The following is a 21,715-nucleotide window of genomic DNA, read 5'->3' as shown; positions in this document are numbered from 1 at the left end:
TAGCTTAACCAAAGGTAGTTGCAATTTTGCACACTTCTGAATTTCATTCTGAAATTCCTCGCGCACAAAATCGCAACTATTCTTATACAAACACGTTAGCAAATATTGTTCTCACTCAAACGCTGAAAAATAGTGAATTAAAACTAATCGGTTTTATCACAAAAAAGGAATTTCAAAATGCTGAGCACTCGCTCGCTCGTAAGATTTTGCGTGAGAATTTACTCAAATGTGGAATTATAAAACGTGAGAATTTTCTTAAACTCAAAAAAAACAAAATTGCGGAATTTCCAATCAATCGTGAAATTTAGAAAGCTTGAGAAATTGAGCAGAAAATGAAAAATATAAATTGCGGAATTCTTACTCAAAAGCTGAGTTTTAGGATTTAATTAATGAACTAAGGGGAATGAAAAAAACAACATTTGCTAACAACGCATAAAAATAATTGCTATTTTAGCTTAACCAAAGGTCGTTGCAATTTTGCACACTTCTGAATTTCATGCTGAAATTCCTCGCGCACAAAATCGCAACTATTCTTATACAAACACGTTGGGCAATATAAAAGAACGAAAATTTAGTTCTATAATAAATGAAACTTTTTATTATATTTGCAATAAATTATTTGAACTTTGAATTTACTAAACAAAAGAAAACTTTTAAAACTTGAGAAAAAGAATCAAGGAAATAAAAAGTTGACTGAAGCAATTAAAAAACTAATTGAAGATATTGAAAAGGCAGAATGGAAAAACCCTCTTGAAATAAAAGAAGATAGACCTGACGCGGACAATGTTCATTCTGAAGGTTTCTATTTCTTTAATATTAGTATTCATAGAACAATGATTTTAATCGTATTTGAAGATTCAGAAGCTTCAATTGTTTGGACAGGAAATCATCAAGAATATGATAAAACATTCAAAGGAAATAAAAACACAATAGAAAAATGGTTGAAAAACCAAAATTTAATTTAATTATGGAAAAATTTTCAATTCAAAATATAGAAAAAATCAGCTCTTTGAATAGTGAGTTAGAAGTTGAAAAAGCATCCAATTTATTCCTAAAATTGAGAGTTTTAGCGAAAGAAAATGAATCTTATCAAGTTTTGAGAAAACACTTATCAAAATTAATAAAAGATTATGAAGATAAGAATTGGTCAAGTAGTGATAATATTACTAACGAGCAAATTAAGGAAAGTGATTTAGCGGAACAAATTGTTCAAGCGGAAAGTAATTTTTACTCAAAAAGAAAAGAAATTATTCGTAAAAAACTGAAAGAAAGCGGTTTGAATCAAACAGACTTGGCGAAAATTTTAGGACATAGAAAGGGCTATGTTTCTGAATTAATAAATGGAATCAGACCATTCTCAAAAGAAGATTTAATAATTATAAATCGTTTATTCAAAATTGAACTTGAAAACTTAATTCCAACTTTTATAAAAGAAGACAAAGTTTTACACATAAGAAAAACTTTAAAATCAATTCCGAAAAGCCGAATTAGATTAACGAAAAAAGATATTGATTTAAATTTAGAAAATTACATTGCCCAACACCGTGTATAATTAATGGCTGGTTCTCGCCTACTTACGAAAATCCTCGCGGATTTTCTATTCGGTTTTTATTTGCTAAATTAGGTGCTTAAACACGCCACTAATCATACACAAGTACGTTAGCAAATATTGTTCTCACTCAAACGCTGAAAAATAGTGAATTAAAACCAATCGGTTTTATCACAAAAAAGGAATTTCAAAATGCTGAGCACTCTCTCGCTCGTAAGATTTTGCGTGGGAATATACTCAAATGTGGAATTATAAAACGTGAGAATTTTCTTAAACTCAAAAAAAACAAAATTGCGAAATTTCCAATCAATCGTGAAATTTAGAAAGTTTGAGAAATTGAGCAGAAAATGAAAAATTGTGGAGTTCTTACTCAAAAGCTGAATTTTGGGATTCAATTAATGAACAAAGGAGAATGAAAAAAATAACATTTGCTAACAAAGTATAAAAATAATTGCTAATTTTAGCTTAACCAAAGGTAGTTGCAATTTTGCACACTTCTGAATTTCATTCTGAAATTCCTCGCGCACAAAACCGCAACTATTCTTATACATAAACGTTGGCAACCATTTAAGAAAAATCCGTAAACATTTGAAATATCCAGCCAAATAGAACCGAAAAAAATATTGTGGGCGGAATTGAATTGCGGAATTGACAAACTGAACTGAATACAAAACCGAATGAAAACGGATTTTTTGCCGACTAAAAGCTGAACCGAAAATTTTTGAGTTTTAAGCCGATTTCTGACAAGTGAAACGCATAAGAAACGTGAAAATTATTGCGGAATAAAAAACTGAACCGAAAACTATTGCGCCGAATTTTACTCGGACGGAAAAAATCAGCGGAAAAAGAATCGAATTTTTTTTTGATTTTTAAGTAATAATCCGAAAAGTTTGTGTTTATCTACGAAAATGAATCTGAAAAGGAAAAAGCAGAATCGGAATGTGGAAAACCGTAAAAAGAATTAAGCAGAATTGACTAAATTGGTCGTTTAAAGAATAAAAACGACTGAATTAAAGCTGACATGAAAAAGCAAAGCGACAAAGGAAAAACGGTTGCCAACAAAGTATAAAAATAATTGCTATTTTGGCTAAACCAAAGGTAGTTGCAATTTTGCACACTTCTGAATTTCATGCTGAAATTCCTCGCGCACAAAACCGCAACTATTCTTATACAAACACGTTAGCTTTAATGCTCAGGACATTGCAAAACCGAAAATTTCAGGTTTAAATCAAAAGTCATTTAAAGCGGAATTTAAAAATAAAATGTGGAATATTGAGCTGAATAATCACTCAAACTCTGAATTGAATTGCGTCTGACTTTTTAGCTCGTTTGCGGAATCGAAAACTGAATTGAAAAGCGGAATTTCACTCAATCAGAATTTAGCAAGTTGCGGAATTGCCTACTCAAAATCTGAACTAAAAATATAGCGGAATTTGAGCAAGTTTGTGGAATGAAAGTAGAGCTGAATAAAGCATAAAATGCGGAATTAAAAAGCCGACCGAAATTTAATATTGACTAAAAAATAAACGGACAAAAAAGCACTAAAGCTAACAAAGTATAAAAATAATTGCTACTTTTAGCTTAACCAAAGGTAGTTGCAATTTTGCACACTTCTGAATTTCATTCTGAAATTCCTCGTGTACAAAACCGCAACTATTCTTATACAAAAACGTTGGCAACCATTTAAGAAAAATCCGTAAACATTTGAAAAATCCAGCTAAATAGAACCGAAAAAAATATTGTGGGCGGAATTGAATTGCGGAATTGACAAACTGAACTGAATACAAAACCGAATTAAAACGGATTTTTTGCCGACTAAAATCTGAACCGAAAATTTTTGAGTTTTAAGCCGATTTCTGACAAGCGAAACGCATAAGAAACGTGAAAATTATTGCGGAATAAAAAACTGAACCGAAAACTATTGCGCCGAATTTTACTCGGACGGAAAAAGAATCGAATTTTTTTTTTTTTGATTTTTAAGTAATAATCCGAAAAGTTTGTGTTTATCTACGAAAATGAATCTGAAAAGGAAAAAGCAGAATCGGAATGTGGAAAATCGTAAAAAGAATTAAGCAGAATTGACTAAATTGGTCGTTTAAAAAATAAAAACGGATGAATTAAAGCTGACGTGAAAAAGCAGAGCGACAAAGGAAAAACGGTTGCCAACAAAGTATAAAAATAATTGCTATTTTAGCTTAACCAAAGGTCGTTGCAATTTTGCACACTTCTGAATTTCATGCTGAAATTCCTCGCGCACAAAACCGCAACTATTCTTATACAAACACGTTACCCACAATTTGAAAAAACCACAATTTTATAATATAAATGGAATTCCTTCAATAGAACCAAAAGATGATTTTTGGGTTGCTAATAACGGAATTGATATTGCAATTAATGCAAATGATATTACTGGAGATATTGATATGAACTGTATTATGTTGCAACACGAAATTGGTAATATAATATTTGAAGGAATTAATAAATTACATTCTAAACAAGCAGGAATGCAAATGTGGATTCCTTATGCTGGAATAGATGGAGACTTGAAAGTAACCAAAGAACAGTTCGAGATTCTTATCAATAATTATGGAAAAAACGAAGACTTAAATAAATTACTCTACTATTACGATGTAAGTAACTTAATCGGAACCTTTCAAAATTCAGTTCAAGAAACAAGAACTCTTTTCTGTCAGTTTTACGAGGAGTTAAATACTAAAACTTTTATGCTTGCACCTAATCCAATTGACCTAAATGGAGTAATGTTTGCTTCTGGACGATTAGTTACAAGTTTGTTTTCTAAAGTAAATCACTTGTTTATTTCACTATATAGTCAACTTGACTTTTTAGCGAAAATAGCATACGAAATTGAGAACTTACCATCAAATTTTGAAAGCTACCCAAAACTTAAGTCAGCTAAAATACTATTCGGAGATTCTAAAAAAACAAAGATGCACGAATTAGAGAATACAGTATTTGAAAAATCAATTAAAAATATCAAACTGATTCAAACATTGCGAAATGAAATAGTACATAATGCTTCATTTGAAAATATCCCAAAAGTATTTCAGCACTTTGAGAACAATATAATGATAGAAAAGTTTATCTTTTTACCTGATTTTGATGAAGATGGAATTATAAAAACATTTAAGAGTAGAAAGAGATTTTTCGGAATGGATATTAAGCTAAACCAAATCTTACCTGAATTGATATTTGACCTGTGGAAAAGGCAGTTAGAAACAATTAGCATTCTGAAAAAAACTGTGGGTAACAATGTATATAAAAAATAGCGCAAGTCGTTTCTAACAGGAAGGTTTGGGCATTTTTGGAAAGTCGCCAAATTTTTAAATTTGACGATTTCCAATAAAAAGATAAATAGTAAAATTTAAAAATTCGGCTTGTGTATAATCCGAAAAGTAACAGCTTATTTTCAGCGCTACTTTTCATATACGAGACGTTAGCTTGCATTTAAAACCAACATCGAGAATTGAACAATATTAAAACAAAACTTCAAGAAGTATATATTCCATTTTTAATAGTTTCGATAGGAACTATTCTTTCTTATAACATATTTCGTTGGACTTTAGATATCAAACTCGGAATTTTACCCTTAAAAGAAAACTTATTGAATTTTTGGATTCCTTTCGCTCTTCCTTGGATTCCAATACTTATTTGGTTACGAAGAAGAATTCGAATTTTAAATGTTAGAGGTAAAAGAGATAATGGATATTTTGGATATCAATTTGCTATGGCAGCAGCAATGGCTGTACCAATAATAATAAGTCAAAACTACATTGAAAAAGGTTCTTTTGACTTAAATGAAATATCTTCAATCTCAAAAGTTAAAGAATTAAAAAACGAAAAGTATTTTAAAATAAGCTCATTTAATATTGACCATAACTCAAGTCTTCCATATGTAACTGCGAGAACTTCTGGTCGAAATAATGATAATTTGAACTTTTACTTATATCTAGCCTGTCCATTTGAGGAAACGAGCTCTATTTGGTATGGAGTTGAGTATAAAAAGAATTTAAGTAATCGTATTAATGAACAAAGGAAAAATTCAGAATACAGGACTTTTTTAAACAAATCAGAACAAGAATTTAAAACTTATAATTTTCAAGATGTAGAATATTTTGAACGACTAGGGTATTCAGACGACAGAGACGGATTTATAGAAGCAATAAAAGAAAGAAACGCTAATCTTAACGAAAAAGAACAAATAATACTTATCCCAAAAAATGATGTTTTTGAAGAAAGACTTGGCAATTCATTTTCCTGGATTTTTGGCTCTTTTGGAATTGGAGCATTAGTCCTTTTGGTTATGGTAGTTATTCCAAAAATTGACGAAAAGGAATTAAACGATTTTAAAAAGAATAAACCGATAAAAGAAGACGATTTAAAAGATATGTTAGGCTTTTTAAATCCAATGGGCGAAAATAAAGCTACAGCAATTTTATTGCTTTTAAATATTATTATTTTCCTAATTATGACATTTGACGGACTAAACATTGTCTCGCCTACACCAAAGGAATTGCTCGAAATTGGAGGAAATAGACGAATTGAAGTTATGAATGGAGAATATTGGAGATTATTTTCTTCGATGTTTATTCACGGTGGATTATTACATTTGTTTATGAACTTAATAGGTCTTGGACTTGGAAGCAGTTTATTGGAAAACATTCTTGGTTCGGTAAAATTAATAATTACCTACATTGTTTGCGGAATACTTGCAAGTTTAGCGAGTATTTATTGGCACGAAAACACCGTTAGTGTTGGATCATCTGGAGCAATATTTGGACTTTATGGTCTGATTTTGGCTTTTACAGTTTTTAAAATTTACCCAAATTATATGAGAGGAATGACTTGGATGCTATTAGGACTTTACGCAGGAGTAAGTTTGTTATTTGGATTTTTAGGCGGTATTGATAATGCAGCTCATTTTGGTGGATTGATAAGCGGATTTGTGATTGGAGGAATTTTAATATTGACAAATAAAGAACAACTGAAAAAAAACGCAAGCTAACAACGTATAAAAACAATAGGGCAATTGGTGCTTAACCCAATGTTTCAGGCACTTTTTCGAGGTCGCCAAATTTTTAAATTTGGCTTATTGAGAAAAAAAGATAATAAGAAAAATTTAAAAATTCGGCTTGTGTTTAACCGAACGGTTCGTGCATTTTTTCCGCCCTACTGTTCTTATACAAATCCGTTAGCTTTAATGCTCGGGGCATTGCAAAACCGAAAATTTCAGGTTTAAATCAAAAGTCATTTAAAGCAGAATTTAAAAATAAAATGCGGAATATTGAGCTGAATAATCACTCAAACTCTGAATTGAATTGCGTCTGACTTTTTAGCTCGTTTGCGGAATCGAAAACTGAATTGAAAAGTGGAATTTCACTCAATCGGAATTCAGCAAGTTGCGGAATTGCTCACTCGAAATCTGAACTAAAAATATTGCGGAATTTGAGCAAGTTTACGGAATGAAAGTAGAGCTGAATAAAAAATAAAATGCGGAATTAAAAAGCCAACCGAAATATAATATTGACTAAAAAATAAACGGACAAAAAAGCACTAAAGCTAACAAAGTATAAAAATAATTGCTACTTTTAGCTTAACCAAAGGTCGTTGCAATTTTGCACACTTCTGAATTTCATGCTGAAATTCCTCGCGTACAAAACCGCAACTATTCTTATACAAACACGTTGTGCGTCATTTGAAAAAACGAAACTGAAACAAAATGGAAACAGAAATAGAAAAATTAATTCCACACAGATTTCCATTTTTATTTGTAGACAAAATTATAACTGCAAATGAAAATGAGATTATTGGAAAAAAAAGTTTTGACAAATCAAATAATATGTTGACTGGTAGTTTTCCTGAATTTAATTTCATTCCTGGGATGATTTTGGTTGAATCAATGGCTCAATGTGGTGGCGCAGGCGTAAAAAAAGCAGGTCTTGCTAATGGTTTATTCGGTCTAGCAAGTATGGAAAATGTGACTTTTTTAAAAGGAGTAACTTACAACGAAGAAATTAAATATGTTATTAAAAACATTAGAATCAGTGACAGATTAATAAAACAATCTGGAATTGCATACGCTAAAAACGAACCCATTGTCGAAGCGACTTGGCTTTGTGCTAGAATTGACTAAATAACAATGGAAAACATTTTAATTACAGACAAAAAAGGAAATTAAAATCACTCAAATTATTACTTACAATTTGAAACACTTGACTTTCCGCTAAAATAATGAAATAGAAATTTGAAAATAAAAAACGAACGCACAACAACGTGTATAATTCATTGCTAGTACTCGCTTACTTACGAAAATCCTCGCGGATTTTCTATTCGGTTTGTATTTGCTAATTTAGTTGCTCAAACACGCAACGAAATCATACACAAAACCGTTGTGCATAATTTAAAAATGACATTTCCTTTATTAAACATATCGACCAAAAAGTGGAATTCTGAAGACTTAACTGACTATATACTCTTTGATGAATTTATTTACACAGATAAAGAAGCGATATTTAATGAATTATATAGAAATAAGTTATTTATTGACTGTAATGGTAGAATTTATAAAGCACTAAAAAAAGCGGAATTGACCGAAAAATGGCGGAATTGGCTACGTTTTATCCCAAATATTTGGAAAAGAGAAGTTATTTTCGGTCCGACTGGAGACAGTTGGACTATTGAGGAACTGAGAAATTTTTTACTCGAACGAGTTTCTGAATTGAAAGCCGACAAACACACTTACGAATGGAAAGACCAATTGAAAAGAGCAAAAAATCACTCTGAATTAATTTATGGATAGTAAAAAACTATGCACAACACCGTATATAATTTATTGCTAGTTCTAGCCTACTTACGAAAATCCTCGCGGATTTTCTATTCGGTTTTTATTTGCTAAATTAGGTGCTTAAAACACGCAACAAACCATATACAACAACGTTGCAAAACATTGTCGAGCAAGTTTGCGGAAATCACTCAAACTGAATAAATAATTTTGAGATTTTGTTTTTTAAAATTTAGAAAAAATGAAAATTATCGGACACTCTCTCGCTCGAAAACTTTAGAAATAATCAGAAAATTTGTAATTTAAAATGTTTGAACTTACTCGAACTCTGAAAATAAGTTTGGAGGATTTCTTACTCAAAATCTGAATATAGGAAGTTTTAGAATTGAGGAAAGACAAAAAATCTAAACTGAGGAATTTACTCAAACTCTGAATAAAAAAATAGTGAGAAAATTACTCAAAAGTTGAACTTTTAAAGCGAGAAAAAGGAAAATAAGACGGAATTATAAACTGAAAAAACAACGATTTTGCAACAAAGTATAAAAATAATTGCTAATTTTAGCCTAACCGAAAGTAGTTGCAATTTTGCACACTTCTGAATTTCATGCTGAAATTCCTCGCGTACAAAACCGCAACTATTCTTATACATAAACGTTGGCAACCATTTAAGAAAAATCCGTAAACATTTGAAAAATCCAGCCAAATAGAACCGAAAAAAATATTGTGGGCGGAATTGAATTGCGGAATTGACAAACTGAACTGAATACAAAACCGAATGAAAACGGATTTTTTGCCGACTAAAAGCTGAACCGAAAATTTTTGAGTTTTAAGCCGATTTCTGACAAGCGAAACGCATAAGAAACCTGAAAATTATTGCGGAATAAAAAACTGAACCGAAAACTATTGCACCGAATTTTACTCGGACGGAAAAAGAATCGAAATTTTTTTTTTGGATTTTTAAGTAATAATCCGAAAAGCTGTGTTTATCTACGAAAATGAATCTGAAAAGGAAAAAGCAGAATCGGAATGTGGAAAACCGTAAAAAGAATTAAGCAGAATTGACTAAATTGGTCGTTTAAAGAATAAAAACGGCTGAATTAAAGCTGACGTGAAAAAGCAGAGCGACAAAGAAAAAACGGTTGCCAACAAAGTATAAAAATAATTGCTACTTTTAGCTTAACCGAAAGTAGTTGCAATTTTGCACACTTCTGAATTTCATGCTGAAATTCCTCGCGCACAAAATCGCAACTATTCTTATACAAACACGTTAGCTTTAATGCTCGGGACATTGCAAAACCGAAAATTTCGGGTTTAAATCAAAAGTCATTTAAAGCGGAATTTAAAAATAAAATGCGGAATATTGAGCTGAATAATCACTCAAACTCTGAATTGAATTGCGTCTGACTTTTTAGCTCGTTTGCGGAATCGAAAACTGAATTGAAAAGTGGAATTTCACTCAATCGGGATTTAGGAAGTTGCGGAATTGCTCACTCGAAATCTGAATTAAAAATATAGCGGAATTTGAGCAAGTTTGCGGAATGAAAGTAGAGCTGAATAAAAAATAAAATGCGGAATTAAAAAGCCGACCGAAATATAATATTGACCAAAAAATAAACGGACAAAAAAGCACTAAAGCTAACAAAGTATAAAAATAATTGCTAATTTTAGCCTAGCCGAAAGTAGTTGCAATTTTGCACACTTCTGAATTTCATTCTGAAATTCCTCGTGTACAAAATCGCAACTATTCTTATACAAAAACGTTAGCAAATATTGTTCTCACTCAAACGCTGAAAAATAGTGAATTAAAACTAATCGGTTTTATCACAAAAAAGGAATTTCAAAATGCTGAGCACTCGATTGCTCGTAAAATTTTGCGCGGGAATTTACTCAAATGTGGAATTATAAAACGTGAGAATTTTCTCAAACTCTAAAAACCAAAATTGCGGAATTTTCAAGGAATCGTGAAATTTAGAAAGTTTGAGAAATTGAGCAGAAAATGAAAAATATAAATTACGGAATTCTTACTCAAAAGCTGAATTTTGGGATTTAATTAATGAACAAAGGAGAATGAAAAAAAACATTTGCTAACAACGCATAAAAATAATTGCTATTTTAGCTTAACCAAAGGTAGTTGCAATTTTGCACACTTCTGAATTTCATGCTGAAATTCCTCACGCACAAAATCGCAACTATTCTTATACAAAAACGTTAGCTTTAATGCTCGGGGCATTGCAAAACAGAAAATTTCAGGTTTAAATCAAAAGTCATTTAAAGCAGAATTTAAAAATAAAATGCGGAATATTGAGCTGAATAATCACTCAAACTCTGAATTGAATTGCGTCTGACTTTTTAGCTCGTTTGCGGAATCGAAAACTGAATTGAAAAGTGGAATTTCACTCAATCGGAATTCAGCAAGTTGCGGAATTGCTCACTCGAAATCTGAACTAAAAATATTGCGGAATTTGAGCAAGTTTACGGAATGAAAGTAGAGCTGAATAAAAAATAAAATGCGGAATTAAAAAGCCAACCGAAATATAATATTGACTAAAAAATAAACGGACAAAAAAGCACTAAAGCTAACAAAGTATAAAAATAATTGCTACTTTTAGCTTAACCAAAGGTCGTTGCAATTTTGCACACTTCTGAATTTCATGCTGAAATTCCTCGCGTACAAAACCGCAACTATTCTTATACAAACACGTTGTGCGTAAGCTGAAAAACGATATGGAATTTGACAGAACAGGAATAATATTATACACAATTGAATACCAAAAATGCGTTCAATTTTATGGAAATATAATCGGAATGAACAAAATGTTCGAAACGGAAAATCTGACTTGTTTTGAATTCGGAAACTCTTATTTAATGGTTGAATTGGATGATGAATATGACGGAACACTAAAGGAATCAGAACGAATCAAAACCTGTTTGCGAATGAACATTCAGAACGTGAAAAAATTGGCGGATAAACTGACCGAAAAAAATGTGGATGTTGATTATCAAGAACATTCTTGGGGAACAGTTGCGAAATTCTTTGACCCAGACGGAAATTTATGCGCTTTTAAGGACTCTGAAAAATTTGAAAAACAAATAGCTGACTTTAAAACGGACTGAATAAAATAGTGAATAGAAAAAAAAGCCTACGCACAACAACGTGTATAATTCATTGCTAGTTATAGCCTACTTACGAAAGTCCTCCCGGACTTTCTATCTGTAATTTATTTGCTATCTTTAGTGCTTAAACCACGTAACTAATCTTATACATCAACGTTAGCAAAAATTGAAAAAATTATGAGAAAATTAAAATTATGTAGTCTCATTTTATTTACACTTATCTTAGCCTGCTCTGATAATAATGAAAGTGAAAAACAAATTAATGAAGACTTTTCAATTGAAATTGAATTTTTAACTGATAAGTTAGAAGTTGACCAACCTATTTCTTTTAAACTAAAATCAAATAAAAATATTATAAGTTATAGTGCCTCTACAAACAACATTAATTTTGTGCAGTCAAATCAATCAAATTACGGAAAGAATGTTAATATAATTTTAAGCTTTGACAAAACTGGAAAGAATACAATTTATTTATCTGCTCAAAATGAAAAAAACGAAATACTTAAAAAAGAATTTGAAATAGATATATTAAAAGGAGAATCTGTCAAAATAAAAAATTTAAAAATAATATCATTTAAAAATATCAACCAAACATGGGACTCTGAATATTCAAATAACGATATTAATCGATTAGCTGACTTGAAATTTACATTAGAAAAAACCTATATTAAAACCTCTTTATTTAATGAAGTATTATACGAAAGATCTATTTGGTATAAATCTGAAACTTTAATAAATCAAGGTAACTTGAATTGGAACTTGAATAATGAAAATTTAAATGTTAATCCAAATTTTATAATGACATTTAGTTTAGCAGATATTGATGATAATGGTTTGGTTGAGGATCTTCTTTTAGGCCCACCTTTTGCTATTGAATTTAATTTTAAAGATTACATTCAAGACAAACCAAATAAGGTAATATTAAAAAAAGAAAATATTGATTTAGAAGTTGAATTTGAAATCGAATGGTAAAACTTTTGCTAACTAAAGTATAAAAATAATTGCTATTTTAGCCTAACCGAAAGTAGTTGCAATTTTGCGCACTTCTGAATTTCATGCTGAAATTCCTCGTGCACAAAATCGCAACTATTCTTACACAAACACGTTGCCAAATATAGCTAGCTCACTCAAAACCTGAATTGAAAATTGAGTTTTTAAAACTAAAAAAGGAATTTAAAAATTGTGGAACACTCTCTCGCTAATCGGAATTTTAGCAAAATGTTGAGTTTACAAAACATGAAAAATTACTTTTTCGAAGTTTCCGAACTGAAAACAAAATGGTGAAATTATCACTCAATCCCAAAATTTCGGAAACTGAATTTAGAAAGTTGGCGGAATTCTTACTCAAACTTGAAAACTAAACCACTATGGACTGAAAGTCCATAGGTTTCTAAATATAGCTGTTAACAGTATTAAATATCATTTGGAAACTATTCTGAATTTCTTTAACAATAGGAGTACTAATGCAAATGCAGAGTCTTTTAATTCCAAAATAAAACTCTTTAGACCAAACCAAAGAGGCGTGAGAGATACTCAATTTTTCCTCTTCAGATTAGAAAAATTATTTGCTTAATTCCCATGAAATTTACTTGACCCAAAGTTATTACACAGAGACTCACAAAGAAACACAGAGATTCACAGAGATTTATTTCAAAAAAAATCGCAGGTACAGAACTGTAATCTATTGAATGGTTAAGTAGCTGAAAACTACATAGAAACACAGCAAACTTAGGGTTTAAACTGCAAAACTCTAAGTTTGTTGTGTTCTTTCTATCTGGTAAATTAAATATTTAGCACGAAAGCAATTCTTCACAAACAAGCTAATACTTAAAAAGGCTGTACCTTTAACCAACTATATTAACGATTTTTCCAGGAACAACAATAACTTTCTTTGGTTCTCGTCCAGCAAGTTGTGCTATTGTTTTTTCGTTCTCTAATACTGCTTTTTCTATTTCTACTTTTGATAAATCTAAAGGAAGCTCTAATGTAAAACGCATTTTTCCGTTGAAAGAAATTGGGTAATTTTTAGAACTTTCTATTAAGTGCTTTTCGTTAAAAATTGGAAAAGGAGCTGTTGAAATACTTTCTTTATTTCCTAATTTACTCCATAATTCTTCAGAAATATGTGGTGCGTAAGGTGATAATAAAATTAATAATGGTTCTAAAATTTCTTTCTTATTACATTTTAAAGCGGTTAAATCGTTTACAGCAATCATAAACGTAGAAACAGAGGTATTAAAAGAGAAATTCTCGATATCTTCTTGTACTTTTTTAATGGTTTTATGTAAAACCTTCAGTTCGTCTTTGGTTGCTTTTTCTTCGGATACAATTATGCCATCTTCAGCAATATATAGTTTCCATAATTTCTTTAAGAAAGAATAGACACCAGAAATACCAGAAGTTTTCCAAGGTTTTGCTTGTTCTAAAGGACCTAAAAACATTTCGAACAAACGCAATGCATCTGCTCCATATTCTCTTACAATATCATCAGGATTTACAACATTGTATTTCGATTTAGACATTTTTTCTACTTCTCTACCTACTTTATAAGAATCTTCTCCTAAACCTTCTCCAAGAGAAAGGGCTTTACCACTCTCTCCTATAAAAACGGCATTTTTATATTCTTTATTTAAAGGATGGTTTTTAAAACCATCTACATCTAATTCATCAGAATTATTTACCAAAGAAACATCTGCATGTAATGGTGTTTTCGTAATCATTACTAAATCTGCAAAATTTGGATCTAGTAATTTGTTATCTAACAAGTAGTTTTTTACTACAGTTTCGAATTCATCATCATTAGAAAATAAATTTTTAGAGACAAATATTGTTGGAATTTTCTCTATAACATCGTCATTCGATGTATCGATATTACAACCATTCTTTACAAAAGAAATTGCTTTGTAAACAAATGCGGAAGTTCCTAAAATCATTCCCTGATTAATCAACTTTTTAGCAAATTCATCTACAGGAACAAGACCTTTATCGAATAAGAATTTTTGCCAAAAACGAGCATATAATAAATGCCCTGTTGCATGTTCTGAACCTCCAATATATAAATCTACTTCTTTCCAGTAATCCAATGCTTCTTTGCTTGCAAACTCGGCTGAATTTTGCGAATCCATATATCTATTAAAATACCAAGAACTTCCTGCCCAACCTGGCATTGTGTTTAACTCTAAAGGCCACACAGTGGCATTATTTATCTCACTGTTGTGCACTATTTTATTAGCAACTGAATCCCAAGCCCATTCTGTAGCATTTCCTAAAGGTGGTTTACCATCTTCTGTTGGTAAGTATTTTTCTACTTCTGGCAGTACAATTGGCAAATGTTTTGCGTCAATCATTTGTGGCATTCCGTCTTTGTAATATACCGGAAAAGGTTCTCCCCAATAACGTTGTCTGCTAAAAACCGCATCACGCAATCTGTAGTTTATTTTCCCATAACCAAAGCCACGTTTTTCCATTTCGAAAATGGCTAATTTTAATGCTTTTTGGTATTTTAATCCTGATAAAAAATCGGAATTTGCAATTACAGTTCCTTGCTTTTCTGTATGTGCTTGTTCAGAAATATCTACACCTTCAAAAATATTAGGAATCGGAATTCCGAAATGTTTTGCAAAATCGTAATCACGTTGGTCTCCACAAGGAACCGCCATTACAGCTCCTGTTCCATAACCTGCTAACACGTAATCGCCAATCCAAATTTGTATCTTTTCTGATGTAAAAGGATGAATTGCATACGCACCAGTAAATACTCCTGAAATGGTTTTTACATCTGCCATTCTATCGCGTTCGGAACGTTTTGCTGTTGCTTTTATATAGGCTTCAACTTCTGCTTTTTGAGCAGGAGTTGTTATTTTTGCTACTAATTCGTGTTCTGGAGCCAGTGTCATAAAACTAACTCCATAAATTGTATCTGGACGTGTTGTAAAAACCTGAATCGTATCTCTGACTCTCTTTCCTGAGGAAAGAGCCACTGTTGTGTTATCAACTATATCTGAAATGGTTTGCGGTTGTTGTTCTTTTACTTGACTATTTTTAATCTCTTTTTCAAGATTTTGTAATTTATAAAATTGATTATCTAACTCTTTTTCAATTTTAAAAATTACTTTTTCAATATTTCCAATTACCTCTTCATTTTTGAATCTTATAACTTTAAAACCGCTTTTTTGCTCTAATTCTAAAATTCTTTCTTCGTCTTTTTCTAATTGATAGTCGTGAATATTACCATCAACTTCAATAATTAACCTTTTTGATAGGCACACAAAATCAACAATAAAATCGTTTATTAAATGCTGCTGTCTAAATTTAGATTTTAACTTTTTCCCTTTTAAATATTTCCATAAAATAGCTTCAGCAGGTGTTGGGTTCGCTCTCATTTCTTTCGCTTTTTCCAACAACAAATAAGAATTGTTTCCACCTGTCATATAATCTTTTGCATCCGATTCCACATTTGCTCCCTTTTCTTCGGAAAGGTTTGGAGATAGGACTTCAAACGTAACCATTGCACCTTGACTTCTCCCAATCCAATTGGTTTGAGAATCTTTTAAAGGTTGTGGCCAATCTATGGTTTCTAATCCATCTAACAAACGTTGTGCGTAAGCAGAAATTCGCATAGACCATTGTGTCATTTTTTTACGAACAACTGGGTAACCTCCACGTTCTGAAACACCATTTACAATCTCATCATTTGCTAAAACAGTACCTAAAGCAGGACACCAATTTACCTCTGTATCTGACAAAAACGTTAAACGATATTGTAATAAAATTTCTTCTTGTTCTGTTTTTGAAAACGCTTTCCAATCTTCTGCTGAAAAAGATTTTATATCTTCATTACAAACTGCATTTACTTTTGTATTTCCTGCTGTTTTAAAGATTTTTTCTAAAGTTGTAATGTCTTCTGCTTTGTCTAAATCTTTATTGTACCAAGAATTAAACAATTGAATAAAAATCCATTGAGTCCATTTGTAATATTCTGGATTCGAAGTTCTTACTTCGCGAGACCAATCAAAAGAAAAACCTATTTTATCTAATTGTTTTCTGTAGGTTTTAATGTTTTCTTCTGTTGTTTTTGCTGGATGTTGCCCAGTTTGAATTGCATATTGTTCTGCTGGCAAACCAAAAGAATCGTAACCTTGTGGATGTAACACATTAAAACCTTGGTGGCGTTTGTAACGTGCATAAATATCACTTGCAATATAACCTAAAGGATGCCCAACATGTAAACCTGCTCCACTTGGATAAGGAAACATATCTAACACGTAATATTTAGGTTTTTCACTTTCATTACTGGCTTTAAAAGTTTGGTTTTCTGCCCAAAATTTTTGCCAGTTCTTTTCTATTTCTTGATGATCGTATTGCATTTCTATTCTCTTAATTAAAGCGCAAATTTACGTTTATTCTATAAAAGAAGTAATTTGTAAACCACTAAATTTTAGACCCAAAAAAACCGCAGATAAATTGCGGTTATATTTTATAAAAAAAGTAGCTTTTATTACTCTTCTTTTTCAATTTCTAAAGGAACTGTAACAATCGTATCTCCCCAACCCATATACATTTTTATGTCATCTTTTTCTCCATCAAAAAGAATGGAAAAAGCCTCGATTTTATTATTCGATTTAGAAACTTTTCCTGTAACTCTTAAAACATCTTCTTTTTCATCATAAAAATAAGCCCCCCAAACATTTTTTTGATTGCTTAAAATTACTGTCCATTTTCCATCTTGTGGAATTGTAAATAATGTATAGGTTCCTGGTTTTACTTTTTTACCTCCAAAATCTACTTTTTTATAAAAAGTAATTTCGGCTGCTTCGTTTGCTCCTGTTCTCCAAACCTTATCTTTTGGTGCTAATTTCCCTAAATCTCTTCCTTTTAATTGTGGGCGACTGTACACCACTTTTACTAATTTGTTTGCGTCTTTCCAGTTATTTGGGTAAGATGCTGCATCCATTGGGCTTACATCTAACTTTGGGAATTTCTGAGCAAATGTTTCATTCGAAGAAATTAGAGCGATTGTAAAAATGATTAATGATACTATTGATTTTTTCATAATTATATTTTCAAAAATTTATTTTTATCTTGTTTGGCAAAAATACGAATCGCAACAAGATTTATATCTTATTTTCTTGTTAAGATTTTAATGACAACCACAATCTGTGCCACAATTTCCATTTTTCTTTTTCTTTTTTGGAAACACGTATTTCCTCAACAAGAAAAACAAGGCAATTATTAATAAAGAGTAAGCAATTATTTCTTGCATTTAACTTAATATTTGATATACAATTAACGAGGATACATATGCCAATAATCCCATTCCAAAAAACTGAATTAAAGGCCATTTCCACGTTTTTGTTTCGCGCTTTACAATCGCAAATGTTGCCATACATTGCATTGCAAAAGCGTAAAAAATTAACAACGACATTCCTACAGCAAAGTTGAATCTTTTTTCTCCTGTTGCTGGGTTTATTTCGGAATGCATTTTTTGTTTAATCGTTGCTGTATTTTCATCATCTGCTTCTACACTATAAATGGTTGCCAACGTTCCTACAAAAATTTCTCTTGCTGCAAAAGAAGTTATTAAAGCGATTCCTATTTTCCAATCGTACCCTAAAGGTTTTATAGCAGGTTCTACACTTTTCCCCATAATTCCTATATAAGAATTTTCTAATTTTGCGGAGGCTATTTTTTTATTTAGTTCTTCTTGAGATAAGTTCTGATTTACCACATTCTCTACCACATTTTTCTCGGCATTTGTAAATGATTTTGGTCCGTTTGAAGCCAAAAACCATAAAACAATAGACAATGCTAAAATTATTTTTCCTGCTCCGAATACAAATGCTTTTGCTTTCTCTAATACTTCAAAAAAAACATTTTTAAAAGAAGGAATCTTATAATTTGGCATTTCTACCACGAAAAAAGATTTCGATTTTATTTTTAGAGTTTTGTGCAAAATGTATGCTCCTAAAATAGCCATTCCAAATCCTAAAACATACAACAACAATAATACCAAACCTTGTAGGTTTAAAAAACCTAAGATTTTTTTATTCGGAATTATTAACGAAATTAGAATTGCATATACTGGTAAACGTGCAGAACAGGTTGTAAATGGAGTTACTAAAATGGTTATTAAGCGCTCTTTCCAACTGGAAATTGTTCTGGTTGCCATAATCGCTGGAATTGCACATGCTGTTCCAGAAATTAGCGGAATTACACTTTTTCCATTCATACCAAAACGTCGCATAATTTTATCCATCAGAAAAACAACGCGACTCATATAACCTGTTTCTTCTAAAATGGCAATAAATAAAAATAATATGGCAATTTGTGGAATAAAAATTAAAACTCCTCCTATTCCAGGGATAATTCCTTCTACCAATAAATCTGTTAAAACGCCAGGCTGTAAACTATCTTTAACAATGTCAGACAGATCTGCAAAAGTAGTGTCTATGAAATCCATTGGTAAGGTTGCCCAATCGAAAATAGATTGAAAAATGACCAATAAAATCGTGAAAAAGAAAAAATATCCGAAAAATTTATGCGTGAAAATTTTATCTAATTTACTACGTAAATCTGTCGCTTTCGATTTATCTACAATGTAAGTTTTCTTTAATATTTTATTTATTTCTTGATAGCGATAAATGGTTTCTTTATGTTGGTATTTCTTTAACTTAGAAACATCTTGTTTAAATGCTAATAATTTTTCTTTTTCTTCTTTTGTAATAGTTTCTGGGTAGTTGTTTTGTGTAACCATTAACCATAATTCATACAAAGAATAATTGGGGCTTATTTCTTTTAATTTGTTAAAATAATCTGGATCTACTTTATGGTTTATACCACATAATGGAGATGCCTTTGTAGCTATATGACAACGAATTATTGCTTCTTTTAAAGCAGCTATACCTTGTTTTTTTCTGACACTTATTAAAACAACTTCTGTATTTAACTCTTTTTCTAGTAGTGTTAAATCTATAGAAATACCTTTTTTATCCATTTGATCTGCCATATTAATGGCCAAAACTGTAGGAATTTCTAAATCTTTAATTTGTGAAAAAAGTAGTAAATTTCTTTTTAAATTTTCTACATCTGCAATTACTAAAATTACGTCTATAGATTCTTTACTATCTTTATTAAGTAAGGTTTTTAGAACAATACTTTCGTCTATTGAGGTAGGGTTTATGCTGTAGGTTCCAGGTAAATCTGTAATAACTGCAGTTTGTGTTGCAGATAATTTGCTTACACCTTTTTTTTTATCTACAGTTACTCCTGGGTAATTGCCTACTTTTTGTTTTAAACCTGTAAGTTTATTAAAAATAGATGTTTTACCTGTGTTGGGGTTTCCAATTAAAGCAATTTTTATATTGTTTTTAGACATTATAAATTCGCTTTTAAAATTTTTATTTGAGATGCAGTTTCCTTTCTAATTGCCAAATGGGCTCCATTTACACAAATGTATAAAGGGTCTTTTAAAGGCGCTATTTGTATTAATTGCACTTCTGCTCCTGGCAAACAGCCCATTTCCAGTAATTTAAGAGGTATAAAATCTAAAGATTCTTCAGAAATATAACCTAATTCGCCAATATGTAAAGATGCAATTGTGCTCAAAATTTTTTATTTGGAAGAGCAAAGATAATCATTTAGAATGATTCTAAACAGGTTGTTCTTTGGTAATTTATTACATTTGAAAAAAAATGAATGAGTCCCCTACAAATTAATTTTAATGTCTATAACCTGCTTATTGCGGCTGGTTCAATTCAAGGTTTAATTTTTAGTATCGTTGTAATTCTAAATCCAAAATATAAATCAAATTCAAATTTTTATTTATCTCTATTAATTGCAACCATTTCACTAAACAATTTATACTATTGGCTTATTGATATAAATTATATTAAAAATGTAGAATTATATAAATTGTTTTATATCCCATGGGCTCTTTTAATAGTGCCAATGTATTTTTACTTTGTACAGTCTTATTTACAAAGACAAAAAATTAAATTAAAATTATTTGATTATTTACTTTTCCCTTTCTATGTTTTTTGTCTGTTACATGTCGTTATTTCTATTTATAGATACTTTTTTAATCTAAATAAAATAACCTATTTAAGTTTAATACAAAACCTATACTTTATAGAAGAATATTTTTCCTCTTGCTTTACCTTAATAGTTATATATATAATTTACAAAAAAATTAAAGTTTATGAGAAAAATAACGCTTCCTATGATAATAAAAAAGTTATTATTGAAACTAAATGGCTAAAGCATATTTTATTTTTTGGACTTCTTATTTGCTTTATATGGATTGGAATGATTTTATATAATAACATAAATTCACTACCTCTTTTTTCTAATAACAATCGATATTTCTTATGGATTTCTAATTCACTACTCATTTATTATTTAGGGTATTTGGGTATTTATTATAATGGAATTTTTAAACAAAGAGTTAATATTAGAAAAAATAGTAGAATTGTAAAGAAAGAATTAACTCCAAAAAATGATAATAAAATAGAAAAAATTAAAAATGAAATTCTTAGAGAAAAAGCATTTTTAAATTCTAATTTAAATCTAGCCTCAATTGCAGAAAAACATAACTTAAACGAAAGTTATCTCTCGCATATCTTTAATAAAAATAGTAACACGAACTTTTCTACTTATATTAATAAATTAAGAGTAAAAGAATCTAAAAAATTATTGGTTGACGAGGCCTTTAAAAATTATGATATAATTTCTATTGCATTAGAGTCTGGTTTTAACTCTAAATCTGCATTTTACAATGCTTTTAAAAAAGAAACTGGTTTAACACCCACCCAATATAGAAAACAAAATTTGTCCTGATTTTTTGGGTTCTAAATATTTTGGATAAAATACTTTGTTGTATTTCTATTTTTGTCTATGCTTAAGAACCTTAAATTTAACCAAAGTGAAAACAGAAAAAATCAATCTAACCAAATTATTTAAAATCGAAATTCTACTCATCGGAATTTCTTTATTACTATGGAATTGTGAAAAAGAGGAAATTATTTCTAATCCAAGTCAGAGCAACTTATTATCCAAACTTCAAAGCGAATTTAACGCTGAAAATTTCAAAAAAGCAATACCTTATGAATTTGAGGTGATTTAGAATAATGAAAATAAAAAATATCATAAAGAATTAGAAAAATATTATTACGAATTCCCTATCAATTTCACTAACTCTTTCAATCCTAACAATTTTAAAACTAAAAATGTTAGTAAATATTCAACTATTTATAAAG

General features: G+C 30.3%; 18 protein-coding genes. 13 read left to right on the top strand and 5 right to left on the bottom strand.

Annotated features, from left to right (window positions below; genetic code table 11):
* Positions 1-26 precede the first annotated feature (26 nt).
* From J3359_RS13365 to J3359_RS13315, 11 genes are all read left to right on the top strand, one after another.
* Positions 27-308, top strand: coding sequence for a hypothetical protein (locus J3359_RS13365; RefSeq protein WP_208077348.1), 282 nt, complete (start codon positions 27-29; stop codon positions 306-308).
* Between the two features lie 318 nt (positions 309-626).
* On the top strand, positions 627-965 hold the full coding sequence (locus J3359_RS13360) for a type II toxin-antitoxin system HigB family toxin (RefSeq protein WP_208077347.1): 339 nt from the start codon (positions 627-629) through the stop codon (positions 963-965).
* Positions 938-1,552: a helix-turn-helix domain-containing protein gene (locus J3359_RS13355; RefSeq protein WP_208077346.1), complete on the top strand. Its 615-nt coding sequence runs from the start codon at positions 938-940 to the stop codon at positions 1,550-1,552. The genes J3359_RS13360 and J3359_RS13355 overlap by 28 nt, the downstream gene beginning before the upstream one ends.
* Before the next feature lie 2,294 nt (positions 1,553-3,846).
* Positions 3,847-4,836, top strand: a complete 990-nt coding sequence (locus J3359_RS13350) for a hypothetical protein (protein WP_208077345.1) — start codon at positions 3,847-3,849, stop codon at positions 4,834-4,836.
* A gap of 197 nt (positions 4,837-5,033) precedes the next feature.
* Positions 5,034-6,572, top strand: a complete 1,539-nt coding sequence (locus J3359_RS13345; RefSeq protein WP_208077344.1) for a rhomboid family intramembrane serine protease — start codon at positions 5,034-5,036, stop codon at positions 6,570-6,572.
* 714 nt (positions 6,573-7,286) lie between these two features.
* Positions 7,287-7,700, top strand: coding sequence for a 3-hydroxyacyl-ACP dehydratase FabZ family protein (locus J3359_RS13340; RefSeq protein WP_208077343.1), 414 nt, complete (start codon positions 7,287-7,289; stop codon positions 7,698-7,700).
* A 273-nt stretch (positions 7,701-7,973) separates the two neighbouring features.
* Positions 7,974-8,366: a hypothetical protein gene (locus J3359_RS13335; RefSeq protein ID WP_208077342.1), complete on the top strand. Its 393-nt coding sequence runs from the start codon at positions 7,974-7,976 to the stop codon at positions 8,364-8,366.
* A gap of 1,673 nt (positions 8,367-10,039) precedes the next feature.
* On the top strand, positions 10,040-10,279 hold the full coding sequence (locus tag J3359_RS13330; protein WP_208077341.1) for a hypothetical protein: 240 nt from the start codon (positions 10,040-10,042) through the stop codon (positions 10,277-10,279).
* A 793-nt stretch (positions 10,280-11,072) separates the two neighbouring features.
* Positions 11,073-11,462 (top strand): VOC family protein, encoded by a 390-nt coding sequence (locus J3359_RS13325; RefSeq protein WP_208077340.1) that lies wholly within the window; start codon positions 11,073-11,075, stop codon positions 11,460-11,462.
* Positions 11,463-11,639: 177 nt separating this feature from the next.
* A complete protein-coding gene (locus tag J3359_RS13320) occupies positions 11,640-12,434 on the top strand; it encodes a hypothetical protein (RefSeq protein WP_208077339.1) in 795 nt (264 codons plus the stop codon).
* Positions 12,435-12,834: 400 nt separating this feature from the next.
* The gene (locus tag J3359_RS13315; RefSeq protein WP_208080483.1) at positions 12,835-13,035 is read left to right on the top strand and encodes a transposase; all 201 of its coding nucleotides are present in this window, start codon (positions 12,835-12,837) and stop codon (positions 13,033-13,035) included.
* Between the two features lie 271 nt (positions 13,036-13,306).
* On the opposite strand, the gene J3359_RS13310 is transcribed toward J3359_RS13315, so the two are convergent.
* From J3359_RS13310 to J3359_RS13295, 5 genes are all read right to left on the bottom strand, one after another.
* Entirely contained in the window at positions 13,307-16,828 is a 3,522-nt protein-coding gene (locus tag J3359_RS13310; protein WP_208077338.1) for a leucine--tRNA ligase, read from the bottom strand.
* Between the two features lie 131 nt (positions 16,829-16,959).
* Positions 16,960-17,514 (bottom strand): DUF2911 domain-containing protein, encoded by a 555-nt coding sequence (locus J3359_RS13305; protein ID WP_208077337.1) that lies wholly within the window; start codon positions 17,512-17,514, stop codon positions 16,960-16,962.
* An 87-nt stretch (positions 17,515-17,601) separates the two neighbouring features.
* Positions 17,602-17,724, bottom strand: coding sequence for a FeoB-associated Cys-rich membrane protein (locus tag J3359_RS18615; protein WP_243765916.1), 123 nt, complete (start codon positions 17,722-17,724; stop codon positions 17,602-17,604).
* Positions 17,725-19,836: a ferrous iron transport protein B gene (gene feoB, locus J3359_RS13300; protein WP_208077336.1), complete on the bottom strand. Its 2,112-nt coding sequence runs from the start codon at positions 19,834-19,836 to the stop codon at positions 17,725-17,727.
* The gene (locus tag J3359_RS13295; RefSeq protein ID WP_208077335.1) at positions 19,836-20,066 is read right to left on the bottom strand and encodes a FeoA family protein; all 231 of its coding nucleotides are present in this window, start codon (positions 20,064-20,066) and stop codon (positions 19,836-19,838) included. Before J3359_RS13295 ends, feoB begins: the two co-directional genes overlap by 1 nt.
* A 699-nt stretch (positions 20,067-20,765) precedes the next feature.
* Here J3359_RS13295 and J3359_RS13290 point away from each other — a divergent pair.
* Both J3359_RS13290 and J3359_RS13285 read left to right on the top strand, forming a co-directional pair.
* On the top strand, positions 20,766-21,296 hold the full coding sequence (locus tag J3359_RS13290) for a helix-turn-helix domain-containing protein (protein WP_208077334.1): 531 nt from the start codon (positions 20,766-20,768) through the stop codon (positions 21,294-21,296).
* Positions 21,297-21,381: 85 nt separating this feature from the next.
* The gene (locus tag J3359_RS13285; RefSeq protein ID WP_208077333.1) at positions 21,382-21,582 is read left to right on the top strand and encodes a hypothetical protein; all 201 of its coding nucleotides are present in this window, start codon (positions 21,382-21,384) and stop codon (positions 21,580-21,582) included.
* Positions 21,583-21,715 lie beyond the last annotated feature (133 nt).

The sequence above is a fragment of the Polaribacter cellanae genome (assembly GCF_017569185.1).
Lineage (GTDB): Bacteria > Bacteroidota > Bacteroidia > Flavobacteriales > Flavobacteriaceae > Polaribacter > Polaribacter cellanae.
This window is presented reverse-complemented; position numbering and strand designations above follow the sequence as displayed.

Bases quoted from the DNA above. Each gene is read 5' to 3' on its own strand.
- J3359_RS18615 (WP_243765916.1), bottom strand. From the start codon at position 17,724: ATGCAAGAAATAATTGCTTACTCTTTATTAATAATTGCCTTGTTTTTC.
- J3359_RS13310 (WP_208077338.1), bottom strand. From the start codon at position 16,828: ATGCAATACGATCATCAAGAAATAGAAAAGAACTGGCAAAAATTTTGG.
- J3359_RS13305 (WP_208077337.1), bottom strand. From the start codon at position 17,514: ATGAAAAAATCAATAGTATCATTAATCATTTTTACAATCGCTCTAATT.
- J3359_RS13290 (WP_208077334.1), top strand. From the start codon at position 20,766: ATGATTTTATATAATAACATAAATTCACTACCTCTTTTTTCTAATAAC.
- J3359_RS13355 (WP_208077346.1), top strand. From the start codon at position 938: ATGGTTGAAAAACCAAAATTTAATTTAATTATGGAAAAATTTTCAATT.
- J3359_RS13320 (WP_208077339.1), top strand. From the start codon at position 11,640: ATGAGAAAATTAAAATTATGTAGTCTCATTTTATTTACACTTATCTTA.
- feoB (WP_208077336.1), bottom strand. From the start codon at position 19,836: ATGTCTAAAAACAATATAAAAATTGCTTTAATTGGAAACCCCAACACA.
- J3359_RS13340 (WP_208077343.1), top strand. From the start codon at position 7,287: ATGGAAACAGAAATAGAAAAATTAATTCCACACAGATTTCCATTTTTA.
- J3359_RS13335 (WP_208077342.1), top strand. From the start codon at position 7,974: ATGACATTTCCTTTATTAAACATATCGACCAAAAAGTGGAATTCTGAA.
- J3359_RS13325 (WP_208077340.1), top strand. From the start codon at position 11,073: ATGGAATTTGACAGAACAGGAATAATATTATACACAATTGAATACCAA.